11 protein-coding genes are annotated in these 15,287 nt (G+C 58.8%); 5 read left to right on the top strand and 6 right to left on the bottom strand.

Annotated features, from left to right (window positions below):
• Window positions 1–11 precede the first annotated feature (11 nt).
• The gene (locus K7A42_RS23040) at window positions 12–1,409 is read right to left on the bottom strand and encodes an MATE family efflux transporter (RefSeq protein ID WP_142184914.1); all 1,398 of its coding nucleotides are present in this window, start codon (window positions 1,407–1,409) and stop codon (window positions 12–14) included.
• 330 nt (window positions 1,410–1,739) lie between these two features.
• Here K7A42_RS23040 and K7A42_RS23035 point away from each other — a divergent pair, with 330 nt between their 5' ends.
• Together K7A42_RS23035 and K7A42_RS23030 are read left to right on the top strand one after the other, a co-directional pair.
• Window positions 1,740–3,830: a methyl-accepting chemotaxis protein gene (locus K7A42_RS23035; RefSeq protein ID WP_077987414.1), complete on the top strand. Its 2,091-nt coding sequence runs from the start codon at window positions 1,740–1,742 to the stop codon at window positions 3,828–3,830.
• 286 nt (window positions 3,831–4,116) lie between these two features.
• Window positions 4,117–4,596 (top strand): DUF2938 domain-containing protein, encoded by a 480-nt coding sequence (locus K7A42_RS23030; protein ID WP_107339155.1) that lies wholly within the window; start codon window positions 4,117–4,119, stop codon window positions 4,594–4,596.
• A 30-nt stretch (window positions 4,597–4,626) separates the two neighbouring features.
• Here K7A42_RS23030 and K7A42_RS23025 read toward each other — a convergent pair whose 3' ends face one another.
• Both K7A42_RS23025 and K7A42_RS23020 read right to left on the bottom strand, forming a co-directional pair.
• A complete protein-coding gene (locus K7A42_RS23025; protein WP_004442894.1) occupies window positions 4,627–5,544 on the bottom strand; it encodes a neutral zinc metallopeptidase in 918 nt (305 codons plus the stop codon).
• A gap of 98 nt (window positions 5,545–5,642) precedes the next feature.
• Window positions 5,643–6,131, bottom strand: a complete 489-nt coding sequence (locus tag K7A42_RS23020; RefSeq protein ID WP_035209300.1) for a DUF2306 domain-containing protein — start codon at window positions 6,129–6,131, stop codon at window positions 5,643–5,645.
• 92 nt (window positions 6,132–6,223) lie between these two features.
• Here K7A42_RS23020 and K7A42_RS23015 point away from each other — a divergent pair, with 92 nt between their 5' ends.
• The 3 genes from K7A42_RS23015 (at window position 6,224) to K7A42_RS23005 (ending at window position 11,102) form a co-directional block, all read left to right on the top strand.
• Entirely contained in the window at window positions 6,224–7,042 is an 819-nt protein-coding gene (locus K7A42_RS23015) for a LytTR family DNA-binding domain-containing protein (protein WP_244455582.1), read from the top strand.
• 158 nt (window positions 7,043–7,200) lie between these two features.
• Complete coding sequence (gene carB / locus K7A42_RS23010; protein WP_107339153.1) at window positions 7,201–10,689, top strand: carbamoyl-phosphate synthase large subunit; 3,489 nt, start codon at window positions 7,201–7,203, stop codon at window positions 10,687–10,689.
• Between the two features lie 209 nt (window positions 10,690–10,898).
• Entirely contained in the window at window positions 10,899–11,102 is a 204-nt protein-coding gene (locus tag K7A42_RS23005) for a hypothetical protein (protein WP_006699640.1), read from the top strand.
• 18 nt (window positions 11,103–11,120) lie between these two features.
• Here K7A42_RS23005 and K7A42_RS23000 read toward each other — a convergent pair whose 3' ends face one another.
• The 3 genes from K7A42_RS23000 to K7A42_RS22990 form a co-directional block, all read right to left on the bottom strand.
• Window positions 11,121–12,260 carry a GGDEF domain-containing protein gene (locus tag K7A42_RS23000; protein WP_282455942.1) on the bottom strand — a complete coding sequence of 380 codons (1,140 nt, stop codon included), beginning with the start codon at window positions 12,258–12,260 and terminating at the stop codon, window positions 11,121–11,123.
• A gap of 136 nt (window positions 12,261–12,396) precedes the next feature.
• On the bottom strand, window positions 12,397–13,839 hold the full coding sequence (locus tag K7A42_RS22995; protein ID WP_035209291.1) for a UdgX family uracil-DNA binding protein: 1,443 nt from the start codon (window positions 13,837–13,839) through the stop codon (window positions 12,397–12,399).
• Window positions 13,839–15,071: a putative DNA modification/repair radical SAM protein gene (locus K7A42_RS22990; RefSeq protein ID WP_035209288.1), complete on the bottom strand. Its 1,233-nt coding sequence runs from the start codon at window positions 15,069–15,071 to the stop codon at window positions 13,839–13,841. The genes K7A42_RS22995 and K7A42_RS22990 overlap by 1 nt, the downstream gene beginning before the upstream one ends.
• Window positions 15,072–15,287 lie beyond the last annotated feature (216 nt).

Raw genomic sequence — 15,287 nt, 5'->3', positions numbered from 1 at the left:
CGGCCCGCTTCTCAGCGGGCCGTTTTCATTTCACGCTTCACAAGCAGCACGAAGCGGATGGTAAGAAGAACGGCGGCTGTCGAAAGACCGATCACAAAGCCGAACCAGACACCGCGCCCGCCGAAACCGAGCGGAAAAGCCATGGTCCAGGCAAGCGCCAGCCCAATCGGCCAATAGGAGATCAGCGCCAGCATCGCCGGTATACGCGCATCCTTCAACCCGCGCAGCAGGCCTGCCGTGACGGCCTGAATGCCATCGACAAGCTGGAAGATGCCGGCAATCACCACCAGGCTGCTCGCATAAGCGAGCACTTCCGCAGCTTCCGGAAGTTTGGGATCAAGGAACCACTTCGCCAGAAATTCCGGCACCGCCGCAAACAGGATGCCACCGCACAGGGCGATGCCACAGGCGATGGCGTAAATCATGATCGAAGCGCGGATGAGGTTCTTGAAGTCCCCCTGGCCCCGCGCCACGCCGACGCGAACGGTCGCTGCCTGCGAAAGGCCGAGCGGGATCATGAAGGCGATGGAGGCGAGCTGCAGGGCGATGCCGTGCGCCGCAAGCTGCACCGTGCCGATCTGCCCCATCAGGATAGAGGCGGCCGCAAACAGGGTCACCTCGGCAAGAATGGTGATGCTGATCGGCAGGCCAAGACGCAGCACTTCGAAAAGCGCGTGCCAATCAGGCCGCCAGAAACGCACGAACAGCTCGTATTTCTTCGTTTCCTCGCGCGTCTGCACATAAGCCACGATGAAGATGAAGCTGAAGGCGTTGACGATGACCGCAACCACGGCCGCGCCATTCATGCCCATGGCCGGCAGCCCGAAATGCCCGAACACAAGAGCATAGGCGAGTATACCATTCATCACCAGCATGATGATGGTGACATAAAGAATGATGCCTGCGCGGCCGATGGCGCTGACAAGGCCGCGCAGCACATAAAACAGCAGCGCCGGCAGAAGGCCGAACTTGGCGATGGCGAGATAATGGCCGGTCAGTGCCGCTACGTTGGCATTCTGCCCAAGCGCAACCAGAATGCGCTCTGCATTCATGAAGATCGGCAGCGCCAGCAGCCAATAGGCAATGGCCACCCACATGCCCATGCGCAAAGAGCGGCGCGCAGACGTTGCATCACCCTGCCCGTAAGCCTGGGCCACCATGGGTACGACGGCAACGGAGAAGCCCGAGCCAAAAATGAAGACGACAAAGAAAAACTGCCCGGCCAGCACCATGGCCGCCAGCTTCTCTGCACCCAGCTGACCGACGATCACCATATCGGTGGTATGGATGCCAAGCTGCGCGAGCTGCGCGCCGATAAGCGGAATCCCGAGAACAAGCGTAGCCTTGAAATGAGAAAACCACGACCCCGATCCGGAAGGAACGGTTCCTGCAACAACCGACGAAGACATTGTAATTCACCCGAACATTGGCCGTTGCCCGCGATTTGCGCAACGGCAGCACGAGGATGAATAAAATAATCGCTGTCTGCATGCAACCGGCAGCAGTGCATGGTTAAAAATTACGCAGTTCTGAAAAGGCTCGACAAATTCGCAATACGAGCCCTCGCCAAACACAAGTTTAGTCGAATTTTACCATTCGCCTTTATCCATTAGAACATCGAATAGTTCTTCTAAAATCATAAGCTGCATGACGCAGAATATTCCCGCCTTCGAGGCATGTTTCCCCAACCATTGTTCAAGATGACCTTATCGGTGCATCGGGCTTCAAGGATCTGTAGCTTGCCAAAGAAAACCAATCTTATGACGCGCATTCTGGTTGCCGCGTCATCTCTTGTCGTCGCCGCCTTTGCGGGCTTTTCGTATTATATCGACAGCCTTCAGCATCGGGTCACCACCGAAGCGGTGGCGGAAAATATCGATTCTTCCGGCAAGCAGGCCGCCCAGAGCATCGCGAATTGGCTGAATGGCCGCATCATGCTGACGGAAACCGTGGCAAAGACGCTTGCCAAGCTTCCCGAGGACGGTGCGAAGCTGCAGTTTCTGGAGAATGAGGTGCTGACCGCGCAATTCATGTCCACCTATTTTGGCAATGCGGAAACCGGCACCTTCACCACCTTCCCGAAGACACCGCTGCCGGAAGGCTACGACCCGCGCAAGCGCCCGTGGTACCTGGATGCGGTGAAAGCCGGCAAGACGGTGCTGACCGAGCCTTATAACGACGCCTCCACCGGCGGCCTCATCATCACGGCTGCCATTCCGGTCTCCGTCGACGGCAAGCTTGCTGGTGTGACCGGCAGCGACTTCTCGCTCGACTCCCTGGTCAAGATGATCACGTCAGTGGATGCCGGCAAGGACGGTTACGCCTTCCTGGTCAGCAAGGATGGCAAGATTCTCATCCATCCCGATGCAAAATTCGTCGACAAGCCGCTGACCGATCTCTTCAAAGTCGATACGCCGGTGATTTCTTCTGCAATTTCCCAGACGGAAATCGACGGCAAGGGCAAAATCACCAGTTTCATTCCCGTTGCCGGCCTGCCTTCGGTCGATTGGTATCTTGGCTTTGTTGTTGATTCCGATGTTGCCTATGGCGCCATCGGGCAGTTCCGCATGGCCGCCACCATCGCCACCATTCTCGCCGCTACGATCATGATCGGCCTGCTGGCGACCGTGCTCTCCCGCTTCATCGTTCGCCCGGTAACGCAGATGACCTCCGCCATGGAAGGCCTGGCTGCCGGCAATCTCGAGGTCGCCATTCCTGGCCAGGAACGCACCGATCAGATCGGCTCCATGGCTGCGGCCGTTGCCGTGTTCCGCTCGAACGCCATGGAACGCCTGCGACTCGAAGGGGACGCCGAACAGAACCGCACACTTTCCGAACAGGAGCGTAACGAGCGGGAAAGACTGGCAGCAAAAGACGCGGCCGATATTCAGTTTGCAGTCGATTCACTGGCAAAGGGTCTTGCTCATCTCTCCAACGGCGATCTCAATTATCGTATCGATACGCCGTTTGTGTCCCGCATCGATCGCCTGCGCGACGACTTCAACAATTCCGTTGCGAAGCTGAATGCTGCGCTCAGCACCGTCGGACAGAACGCGCTTGCGATCGATGCCGGCGCCGGCGAAATTCGCCAGTCAGCCGACGATCTGGCGCGACGCACCGAACAGCAGGCAGCCTCCGTCGAAGAAACGGCGGCGGCGCTTGAGGAAATCACCACGACTGTCAAGGATTCCGCCCGCCGTGCGGAAGAAGTCGGCCGTCTGGTCGACCGCGCCCGCGGCAATGCCGAACAGTCCGGCGTCATCGTGGAGGATGCCGTGCGCGCCATGGAAGGCATCGAAAAATCATCGTCCGAGATCAGCAACATCATCGGCGTGATCGACGAGATCGCCTTCCAGACCAACCTGCTCGCGCTCAACGCCGGTGTTGAAGCCGCCCGCGCCGGTGAGGCCGGCAAGGGCTTTGCTGTGGTCGCCCAGGAAGTGCGCGAACTTGCCCAGCGTTCCGCCAATGCGGCAAAGGAGATCAAGACGCTGATCAACGCCTCCACCTCGCAGGTGCAGTCCGGCGTCGAACTCGTTGGCAATGCCGGCAAGGCGCTGGAAACCATCGTCCGCGAAGTGCAGGAGATCAATCGCCACATCGACGCGATCGTCACCGCATCGCGCGAACAGTCGACCGGCCTCCAGGAAATCAACACCGCCATCAACACCATCGATCAGGGCACGCAGCAGAATGCCGCCATGGTCGAAGAGCAGACGGCAGCAAGTCATGGCCTCGCCTCGGAAGCGGCGGCGCTGAATGAGTTGCTAGCGCAGTTCCAGCTCGCCACGGCTACGCGGCGGCAGGCGGAATATGGGCGGGCTGCTTAAGGGAGAATGGATATTGGCCGATCGTTATAGCACCGGATCATGGCCAACCGTCACCCACTCTCGACGTTATCCTCGGGCTTGCCCCGAGGACCCAACCACGTCTCATATAAAACATACGTCGCAGATGCTCGACACGCCCGAGCATGACGCAGGTGAAATCTTACGCCTTTCTCACCTCATGGCCGGAGCGATCCGGCCATTTTTTTGTCCACCCTCCTAATAGTCGGTTCCCGCCATTCACTCGATCCGCTAGAGCTTGATCGATCATGATCATGCGGAGGGATTCATGCTGGAACTGATTTGGCGCGGCATTGCCATGGGCATTGGCGGCACCGTGTTTATGGACATATGGGCAATCATACTGCACCGGTTCTTCGGCCAGTCCGCCCCGAACTGGGCGCCGGTCGGCCGCTGGTTCTGGCATGTGCCGAAAGGCAGGATATTTCACGACAGCATCGCCACGGCTGAACCCTACGAGCATGAACTGGCGCTCGGCTGGATTTCGCATTACGCCGTCGGGATTCTCTATGGTGTCATTCTTGCCCTGGTGGTCCCAGTCACCTGGTTTGCAAACCCGTCCTTCATAGCGCCGTGGGTCGTCGGCATCATAACGGTGGGCGCAGGCTGGTTCCTGCTGCAGCCGGGTCTCGGCATTGGCTGGGCCGCATCGAAGACACCGAACCCAACGAAGGTTCGCGTCCTCAACCTCGTGGCCCATACCATCTTCGCCCTCGGCATGTATGTCGTGGCGCTCTTGATGAGCTAAACGAAAAGGGGGCTGAAAAGCCCCCTCTCCTCAGATATTCGCCGAGAAGGTATCGCAGTCCTCGACCCGGCCGCTCTGGAAGCCGCGCTTAAACCATTCCATGCGCTGCGCCGAGGTGCCGTGGTTGAAGCTATCAGGCACCACATAGCCTTGAGTCTGCTTCTGCAGCGTATCGTCGCCGATCTGGTGGGCGGCGTTCAGGGCTTCCTCAAGGTCGCCGGTCTCAAGAATGCCCTTCTGTTCGGTAAATTTGCCCCAGATGCCCGCATAACAATCCGCCTGAAGCTCCACACGCACCGACATCTTGTTGGCGTCCGTCTGGCTCATCGACTGACGGCGGCGGTTGAACTCAGGCAGAACGCCGGTCAGGTTCTGGATGTGGTGGCCGACCTCATGAGCAATCACGTAAGCCTGCGCGAAATCGCCAGCCGCGCCGAAACGCTGGTCCAGTTCCTTGAAGAAGCTGGTATCGAGATAGACCTTACGGTCGCCCGGGCAATAGAACGGACCGCTGGCAGCGGAAGCATAACCACAGGCGGAAGACACCTGCCCGGAGAACAGAACCAGCGTCGGCTTCTGATAGGTTTCGCCTGCCGACTGGAAAATGCCGCTCCACGTATCCTCGGTCTCGGCAAGAACGGTGCGGACGAAGGCGGTCGTCTCGTCGGACGATTGCCCCTGTGGTCGCGTGCCGGACTGCTGGGTCCCCGATTGCGTCGTACCGCCGCCATCCATCGACAGATCGCCGCCGGTCAGCAGCGTCAGTGGGTTGATGCCGAGCACCCAGCTGATCAACAGAATGACCAGAAGACCGCCAATCCCGATACCGCCGCCGCGACGCCCGATTGGCACGCGCATCCCGCCTCGGGAAAAAGGATCACTCGGCCCCGCCGACATGCCGCGCCGATCCTCAATATTGTCCGACTGGCGGCGCCCTCTCCATTCCATGCTATTCTCCCGGCGACTATCGCCTCAACAAGCTGCCTTATAACGGCACTATAATACATCTTGTTCCGGAAGAAAGCAGAGGCGCTCAGCGGAGTCTTTCATGCGGCTCTGCGTCTTTGTTTCAGCACGGTCAGAAACAGGAAGGCAAAGACCAGAGCGCCGGCGGAAATGGCCACAAATCCCGCTCCGCCGCCACCGAAAGCAACCTTATTCATGAGGCGTCCGGGAACGAAGGTGAATCCTCCCGCAATAACGATGCCGCCCAGATAAACGCTCTGCATAATCCGCATATGGCGTCTGATATCGCCACGCCGGGCGAAGTAGATCGATTGCAGACAGCCATATATCGTGAAAGCGGAGAGGAGATGGATCGGGCTGAAACCGTAAAACATCCTCAATTCATGGATGAAGAAGGTTGAAATGGAAGTCGAAACCATCAGCATCACCCAGATCTTGCCGAGCAGCCGGTGGATGGCGGTTCCCTTGGGACGCAGGAAGATGAAGGCCCCGAGAATGGCTGCGGGCATGACGGTGGCGACATGGAATTGCACGGCAAGCGGTGCGTCTAACAGAGGCTGGAATGACATGGGTGCTGTTTCGGCTCGGTTGAAATCACCGGCAATTTCGGCGAAACATGCGGACAGGAAAAACGGATTGGCGCCATCAGCAGGAAAACTTCGTGGATCACCCGTATCTGCAGTCCACGCTTCGTGAAATGCACGCCGTTCTGCAATCGCGCAGGCTGTGGCTGACATTCCTCGCGGTGCTGGCGATCTTCATCGTGACCGGGCCCTTCGGAACGAGCGAAACCATGAGCTTCGCCGACCGGTTGCTTTACTGGACAATCATTCAGGCCGGCGCCTGGATATTTGCCATATCCTTTTCCATCATCGCCAACAGCATCCTTGCCGGCCGCATCGAAAATATGCTGGCGCGCATGATGATCGGCTCGCTGACGGCCGCCTTGCCGATCGGGCTCTTGCTTACCATCACAAACGGGGTCTTTTCAGGCAGGGAAATGGGTTTCGGCCCCTTTGTGCAGAGCAGCCTGTCCTCCCTGCCTCTCTGCGCCATCTTCTGCCTGCTGAGTTATCTCACCGCCTGCCAGTCGTTCGAGACGACGGCCAATGCCTCTAAGGTCAGAGACGAAGACATCAAACACGCTAAGGGCCTCGCACCGCTGCTGGAGCGGATTCCACCGCAAAAGCGTGGCGAACTGCTGCGGCTCTCAGTGCAGGACCATTATACCGAAATCGTCACCACGCGCGGGCGTCAACTCGTCCTCTTGCGTTTTGCCGATGCGCTGAAGGAGATTGGCGAGACGCAGGGCTTGCAGGTGCACCGCTCCCACTGGATTGCCGATACGGATGTCGTCGCGCTGCGTAAACAGACAGGCCGCCTGCTTCTCATGACAAGGGACGGTTCCGAGATCCCCGTCAGTCGCTCCTATGCTGCGGCGGTACAGGCCCGTTTTACCGCGCTTGCCCCTGCCCGTTAAGAGTTTCTGTCGATTCCGGAATTTATGGGGTTCCGTTCTCAAAAACATTTGCCTATAAGCCGCTTCTAGCCTGAAAACATTTGAATTGCGCTCCCCGGCCGGTGATCTTCCACCCTGGCCGGTGTTTTGCGCAACCGAAAAGCGGAACGAGAGAGCCCATGCCGAAGCGCCAAGATATCAAGTCCATCCTCATCATCGGCGCGGGACCGATCGTTATCGGTCAGGCATGTGAATTCGATTACTCCGGCACGCAAGCCTGTAAGGCGCTGAAGGAAGAAGGTTACCGGGTCATCCTGGTCAACTCCAACCCGGCGACGATCATGACCGATCCGGGCCTTGCAGATGCAACCTATGTCGAGCCGATCACCCCTGAGGTCGTCGCCAAGATCATCGCCAAGGAGCGCCCGGACGCGCTGCTGCCGACCATGGGCGGCCAGACCGCGCTCAACACCGCGCTTTCTCTCAAGCGCATGGGCGTTCTCGACCGCTACAATGTCGAAATGATCGGCGCGAAGCCCGAAGCCATCGACATGGCCGAAGACCGGGCCCTCTTCCGCGAAGCCATGGCCCGCATCGGCCTTGAAACCCCGCGCTCGATGCTCGCCAACGCCACGGAAATCAAGGATGCCGACCGCAAGAAGCATGAAGCTGCGCGGGCGGAACTCAAGGGCAAGCTCTCCGGCCCCGAACTCGACAAGGCGCTGGACGACCTCGAAAACCAGTGGAACCTCGGCGAAACCGACCGCAAGCAGCGTTACATGGCCCACGCCATGGCCATTGCCGCCCAGGCCATCGATCATGTCGGCCTGCCCGCCATCATCCGCCCGTCGTTTACGCTGGGCGGCACGGGCGGCGGCATTGCCTATAACCGCTCGGAATTCTTCGACATCGTCTCCGGCGGCCTCGACGCCTCGCCGACGACGGAAGTTCTGGTCGAAGAATCGGTTCTGGGCTGGAAGGAGTATGAGATGGAAGTCGTCCGCGACACCGCGGACAATTGCATCATCATCTGCTCCATCGAAAACATCGATCCGATGGGCGTCCACACCGGTGACTCCATCACTGTCGCGCCAGCGTTGACGCTGACCGACAAGGAATACCAGATCATGCGCAACGCCTCGATTGCGGTGCTGCGTGAGATCGGCGTCGAGACCGGCGGCTCCAACGTGCAGTTCGCCGTCAACCCGAAGGACGGCCGCCTCGTCGTCATCGAAATGAACCCGCGCGTGTCGCGCTCCTCTGCGCTGGCTTCCAAGGCAACCGGCTTCCCGATCGCCAAGATCGCCGCCAAACTGGCCATCGGCTACACGCTGGACGAACTCGAAAACGACATCACCGGCGGCGCCACCCCGGCATCGTTCGAACCGTCCATCGACTACGTCGTCACCAAGATCCCGCGTTTCGCCTTCGAGAAGTTCCCGGGCGCGTCGCCGATCCTCACCACCGCGATGAAGTCGGTCGGTGAAGTCATGGCCATCGGCCGTACCTTTGCGGAATCCCTGCAGAAGGCGCTGCGCGGTCTCGAAACCGGCCTTACCGGTCTCGATGAAATCGAAATTCCCGGTTACGAAGAGGGCGAAGGCTCCAAGAACGCGATCCGTGCTGCCATCGGCACGCCGACGCCGGATCGCCTGCGCATGGTCGCCCAGGCGCTGCGCATGGGCATGACCGAAGAAGAAGTCCACGAGAACTCGAAGATCGACCCCTGGTTCATCGCCCAGTTCAAGGCCATCGTCGATACGGAAGCCCGCATCCGCGAGCACGGCCTGCCACAGGACGCCGAAAACCTGCGGATGCTGAAGGCCATGGGCTTTTCCGATGCCCGCCTCGCCAGCCTGACCTCCAAGCGCCCGAAGGAAGTGGCAGAGCTGCGTAACAGCCTGAACGTCCGCCCGGTCTTCAAGCGCATCGACACCTGCGCCGCTGAATTCGCCTCGCCGACCGCCTACATGTATTCGACCTATGAAATTCCCTTCGTCGGCGCCGCCCGCTCTGAAGCGCAGGTCTCCGACCGTAAGAAGGTCGTCATCCTCGGCGGCGGCCCGAACCGTATCGGTCAGGGCATCGAGTTCGATTATTGCTGCTGCCACGCCGCCTTCGCGCTGAAGGATGCCGGCTTTGAAGCGATCATGATCAACTGCAACCCGGAAACGGTTTCGACCGACTACGACACCTCCGACCGTCTCTATTTCGAGCCGCTGACGGCCGAAGACGTGATCGAGATCATGCGCGCCGAACAGGAAAAGGGTGAGCTGGTCGGCGTCATCGTGCAGTTCGGTGGCCAGACCCCGCTGAAGCTTGCCGAAGCGCTGGAAAAGAACGGGATCCCGATCCTCGGCACCGCGCCTGACATGATCGACCTTGCAGAAGATCGTGACCGTTTCCAGAAGCTGCTGATGAAGCTCGATCTCGCCCAACCGAACAACGGCATCGCCTATTCGGTCGAGCAGGCCCGCCTCGTCGCGTCTGAAATCGGCTTCCCGCTGGTGGTTCGCCCGTCCTACGTTCTCGGTGGCCGCGCCATGCAGATCATCCATTCGGAAGGCCAGCTCCAGACCTACCTGCTCGACACGGTTCCGGGTCTCGTACCCGAGGACATCAAGCAGCGTTACCCGAACGACAAGACCGGCCAGATCAACACCCTGCTCGGCAAGAACCCGCTTCTGTTCGACAGCTACCTGACCAACGCCGTCGAAGTGGACGTCGACGCGCTGTGCGATGGCGAAAACGTCTTCGTATCCGGTATCATGGAGCACATCGAAGAGGCCGGCATCCACTCGGGCGACTCGGCCTGCTCGCTGCCTTCGCGTTCGCTCAGCAAGGAAACGCTCGACGAACTGGAGCGCCAGACGACGGCGCTTGCCAAGGCGCTCAAGGTCGGCGGCCTGATGAACGTCCAGTACGCCATCAAGGACGGCACGATCTACGTTCTCGAAGTCAACCCGCGCGCCTCGCGTACCGTGCCTTTCGTCGCCAAGACCATCGGCGCGCCGATCGCCAAGATCGCCGCCCGCGTCATGGCGGGCGAGAAGCTTGACCCGGCAATTGCCGCCTATGGCGAGAAGCCCGATCCGCGTAACCTCAAGCACATTGCCGTCAAGGAAGCCGTCTTCCCCTTCGCGCGCTTCCCCGGCGTCGACATTCTGCTCGGACCGGAAATGCGCTCGACCGGTGAAGTCATCGGCCTCGACACTGATTTCGCGCTCGCCTTCGCCAAGAGCCAGCTCGGCGCAGGTGTCGACCTGCCGCGCTCCGGAGCGGTCTTCGTCTCGGTCCGTGATGAGGACAAGGAAGGCGTTCTGCCCGCCATCCGCATTCTCGTGGAAAGCGGCTTCAGAGTGCTGGCCACCGGCGGCACCCAGCGTTTCCTTGCCGAAAAGGGCATCAACGCCGAAAAGATCAACAAGGTGCAGGAAGGCCGTCCGCATATCGAGGACGCAATCCGCAACCGTCAGGTCCAGCTCGTCATCAACACCACCGACAGCAACAAGGCGATTTCCGACTCGAAGTCGCTGCGCCGCGCAACGTTGATGCAGAAGGTGCCCTATTACACGACGATGGCAGGTGCCGAAGCAGCCGCCCTCGCCATCAAGGCGCTGAAGGCCGGCAATCTGGAAGTGAAGCCACTGCAGAGCTACTTCAACTAAGAGATCAGCAAGAAAGCCTGACGAACTGAATGAACGCCGCGAACCACCAGGTTGGCGGCGTTTCTCATTGCGTAATACACCTGCAATCCAACGCCGGTATCAAAAAAACATCATTTCCACCCGCAGGCCGATGACGATTTTTCCCTGTCCCGAGAATTCTCCGCCATCGCCGATCACCCAGTTCCTGAAGCCGCATCTGGAGTAAAAGCATGACTGGACGACCGCCCGGCCCGATGCGTGTAGCTTTCCCACTGCGCATCGAACCGGTGATTTTGAACGCTGTCCGCCAGACTGCGAGCGACGAGCTGCGCAGCATTAACGCGCAGATCGAAATTCTTCTGAAAGAAGCCCTTAGGCAGCGTGAGCGAGAGGTAGGCCATGACATGGGCCAAAAATCGAACGAGAGCGAATAGCATCTGAAACGGCAGGCTTTAAGCCGCCAGTGCTTCCCGGACGCAGTTGCGGCCTTCGCTCTTGGCGCGGTACAGCGCGCGGTCGGCCATGTCGGCCAGCGTCTGGAGATCACAGTGTATCTCGCCGCTTGTCGCAATGCCGATGCTGATTGTCACACCGACACGCAGCCCGCCGCAGTCCACCTCTTTCAAAGCAACGGCGTTGCGAATGCGCTCGCCTATCATTGACGCCTTTTGGCTTCCTGCGCCGGGCAGGAAGATGATGAATTCCTCGCCGCCATAGCGGGCCAGCACGTCGCCACTGCGAATACTGCCGCCGATCCGCTTTGCCACTTCCTGCAGGACGCTGTCACCGACGGAATGGCCGAAGCGGTCGTTGATTGATTTGAAGTGATCGATATCGAGCAGCATTGTCGCATCGGTGGGATCAGGCCTTGTGGGCATCGTCTGAAAGAAGAAGCGCCTGTTCTTCACGCCTGTCAGCGGATCCGTATTGGCAAGGATCAACAGTTTCCGCTCCGAGCGTTCAGCCACCAGCACCATCACGAACAGGGCAATCGCAAAGTTGAGCATAATGATGAGGAAGAACGCATTGACGATGTTGATGGAGGCGAGAGAGGGTGAAAGCACCCCCTTTACCACCAGAAGTGAAATCAGCCCCGAGACGGTGGTGATCGCGCCCAGCGCGATGCGGGAAAGAAGCGGCTCTTTGCGCCAGCCGCTAAACAGCACCACGGCCGCGCCGAGATAGGCGAGCGCCGCACAGCCATTGAACAGCGCAGCGCGCAACGCATTGTTCTCCGCCACCTCATACGCGAGGACAATCCCGAGAACCACGACAAGACAAGTCCCAAGCAGAGTTTTCTGCGATACAAAACGGCCGTCGCTCAACGTTTTCAGACCAAGCCAGATAAGCGCATAACCTGCAATACCGAATACGATACTGCCCAACCGCCACAAGGCCGGCGACAATATCTTCCACTCGCCATATCCGGCAAGCGTTGAGCCGACGGCCATTGCCGCAAAGCCCGCGGCAAGAGTGACAGGACCGCGCAGGCCGCGATTGGTCAGCATCAAATAGATAAAACTCATTAGCCCTACGATGTAGGAGCATTTTTGCATTAGTATGACTGTTGCAAGGTCAAGTTCACCAAGCATAATACGCCCGTCTATAAATATTTTGATGAGACATATAAAATGACTCGAATAAATTTCAATTAAAACGAAAAACTAACGATGCGTAAAGCATAACAACGCCAAGTTGATATTCGATAGAATATATACTTAGAAAAGACTATTCAAAATTTCTTACATAAAGCATGTCCTGTTTGAATTTCTTGATTTCCATCTCTTTAGCCTGCTCATCAGGGAGGCGAAGCAGGTAGGATGGGTGCACGGTGACAAAAAGCGTCCGCCCTTCTTGCATTGGCAAGGGACGGCCGCGAATCTCCGAGACCTTTTCTTTGCCGCCGGTCAGCGCATATAGCGCCGTTGCACCCATCGCAACGATCAGCTTCGGCTGAACAAGCGCGATTTCCTGGTTGAGCCACCAGCGGCATTGCTCCACTTCCCCCGCATTCGGCCGCTGGTGGATGCGCCGTTTGCCGCGCGTTTCGTATTTGAAGTGTTTCACGGCATTGGTAACGTAAAGCCCGCCGCGGTCCACACCGATCTCTCTAAGCGTCCTGTCGAACAGCTGGCCTGCGGGGCCGACAAAAGGTTTTCCGGCCAGATCCTCATGATCGCCCGGCTGCTCGCCGACGACCATGATCTTCGCGTTTTCCGGCCCGTCACCAACAACGGTCTGCGTCGCCTTGCAATGCAGGGCACACCGTGTGCAGTGGCGCGCTTCATGCGCCAGCGAAGCAAGCGTGCCACCCGGCAAAGGTGGCTGCTCTTCCCGTGCGGAAGCCGCTGCCTGGAGGCGATGGTGAAACGGCTTCGGTTGGCTCGCCTCCTTCGCCGCCATCTCCAGCACCCGCGCCTCCGCGCCCAGAATCAGGTCAGGGATGAGCTCGGCTTCCGGCAGATTCTTCCAGTATTTCTTCGGCATCTCCGCTGTCATGGCCTTGATCTTCAAGCGGGCCGGGTTGAAAATATTGGCGTAATAGGTCCGCCAGAGATCGTCCGTTTCATCCTTGAGATCAGGCTTGGCGGCAGCCTCCCGTGATGTCTGCAGCAGGTTTCCGTCCCATCGGGCGCTGCCCTTCGGCGAGACAATCAACCAGTCCATGTCGGTGAAGCGACGTTGAAAAAACGGAGCCGTACGTTCGATGATGAAATGGTCCGGTTCGAACCACGCCACGAACCGCCGTCGCCCGCCCTGCCCTTGCGGCAATGGCAGCTCCTTGAAACGCACGAAGGCCGTCATCTTGTGATAATCGCGACGGACAGACTTTTCGAGCAGCCGCACATCGGAAACATCCGGATCGGACTTGAACTGCAGCAGGGCCCGATCCCGTTTCAGCCGCCACAATAGCCTGTAGAGCAGCGCGAAACGGCCGGGATCGCTGTGGCAGATGACAGCCTGCGCCAGTGCGACAAATGCGGCAGGTACGGGAACCGGGGCGCCGACCTCCGTTGGCAATGGCGCACCGGAAAAGTCGAGAAGCCCAAACCCGTCATCCTGCAGCCGCCAGTCGATCTTCTCCGGCGGTATATTGGCCGCAAGCGCCGCGCGCGCAGCATCGCGCCACTCGGTGAAATCCCCCCGCCCCTCCAGCACCGGGCCATACATCACAACAACGACAATTGTTCAGGCTGCGGCGCAAACATCGCGCGCAGATCCGGCCGTTCGATCAGCTTGCCCGGTGTCCATCCCTCTGCGACGATAAAGGCCTTCACCTTTTTGAGAGATACGCCGAAGCGGGCGATATCTTCCAGCCGCAGACTGCGGAACTTCCGCGACGAGAGAATCGAGGCAACCGTCTTGGTGCCGAAACCGGGTACACGCAGCAACATTTCGCGATCCGCCGCATTGACGTTTACCGGAAACTGATCGCGATGCTTCAATGCCCAGGCAAGCTTCGGGTCGATGTCAAGATCCAGCATGCCGTTTCCGCCGATAGCGGTGATCTCGCCGATATCGAAACCGTAAAAACGATAAAGCCAGTCCGCCTGATAGAGGCGGTGTTCGCGCATCAGCGGCGGCTTGATGAGTGGCAGGTTCTTCGACGAATCCGGAATTGGGCTGAACGCCGAATAATAGACGCGCCGCAGACCATAGCTTCCATAGAGCCGCGCGCTGGTGGAAAGAATGGTGCTGTCATCGGCGCCGTCGGCGCCCACGATCATCTGCGTGCTCTGTCCGGCGGGCGCAAAACGCTTGGTTTTTCGCGTTCTGACGGTAGGCTCGCCCGCCTCCTCGATCTTCAGGCGAATATCGGCCATAGAGCGGCGAATATTGGCGGGCTGCTTTTCCGGCGCAAAACGGCCGATGCCGCTATCGGTGGGCAACTCGATGTTGATCGACAACCGGTCCGCATAAAGCCCCGCCTCCTCGATCAATTTCGGAGACGCTTCCGGGATGGATTTTAGGTGGATGTATCCACGAAAGCCATGGGTGACCCGCAGTTCACGCGCCACACGCACCATCTCCTCCATCGTGTGATCAGAGGAACGGATGATACCCGAGGACAAGAACAACCCTTCAATATAGTTGCGCCGGTAAAATTCGAGCGTCAGCCACACCACCTCTTCTGCGGTAAACCGCGCCCGTTCCACATTGCTGGAAGAACGGTTGATGCAATAGGCGCAATCATAGATGCAGAAATTGGTGAGCAGGATTTTCAGGAGCGATATGCAGCGCCCATCCGGCGCATAGGCATGACAGATGCCAGACCCTTCTGTCGAGCCCAATCCGCCAGAGGCTGCGGAGTTCCGTTTCGCCGTCCCGCTCGATGCGCAGGAGGCGTCGTATTTCGCGGCGTCAGAGAGAATGGCCAGCCGTTGCCTGATTGACTTCTTCATAATAATGTTCACTATATGTTCTCTTGAAGATTGTCAATCAGGATGTTCAAGTCATTGGAAAGACGAAGAAATATTGATGCCTCAAATTTGCTGGCATTTCGCTGTCGTCTTCTGATATAGTCCGCTCAGTTATGATTTTGGCATGGTTCCGGAGTTCCCCTCCGGAACCTGTTTCTTTTTGTGTCTGCAGGTAAAGCGACCGGAATGCGAAGGATA

Origin of the sequence: Agrobacterium sp. InxBP2, assembly GCF_026191755.1 — a bacterium.
Lineage (GTDB): Bacteria > Pseudomonadota > Alphaproteobacteria > Rhizobiales > Rhizobiaceae > Agrobacterium > Agrobacterium pusense.
Note: the sequence above shows the minus strand (reverse complement) of the source record. Positions and strands in the feature narration are given on the sequence as shown.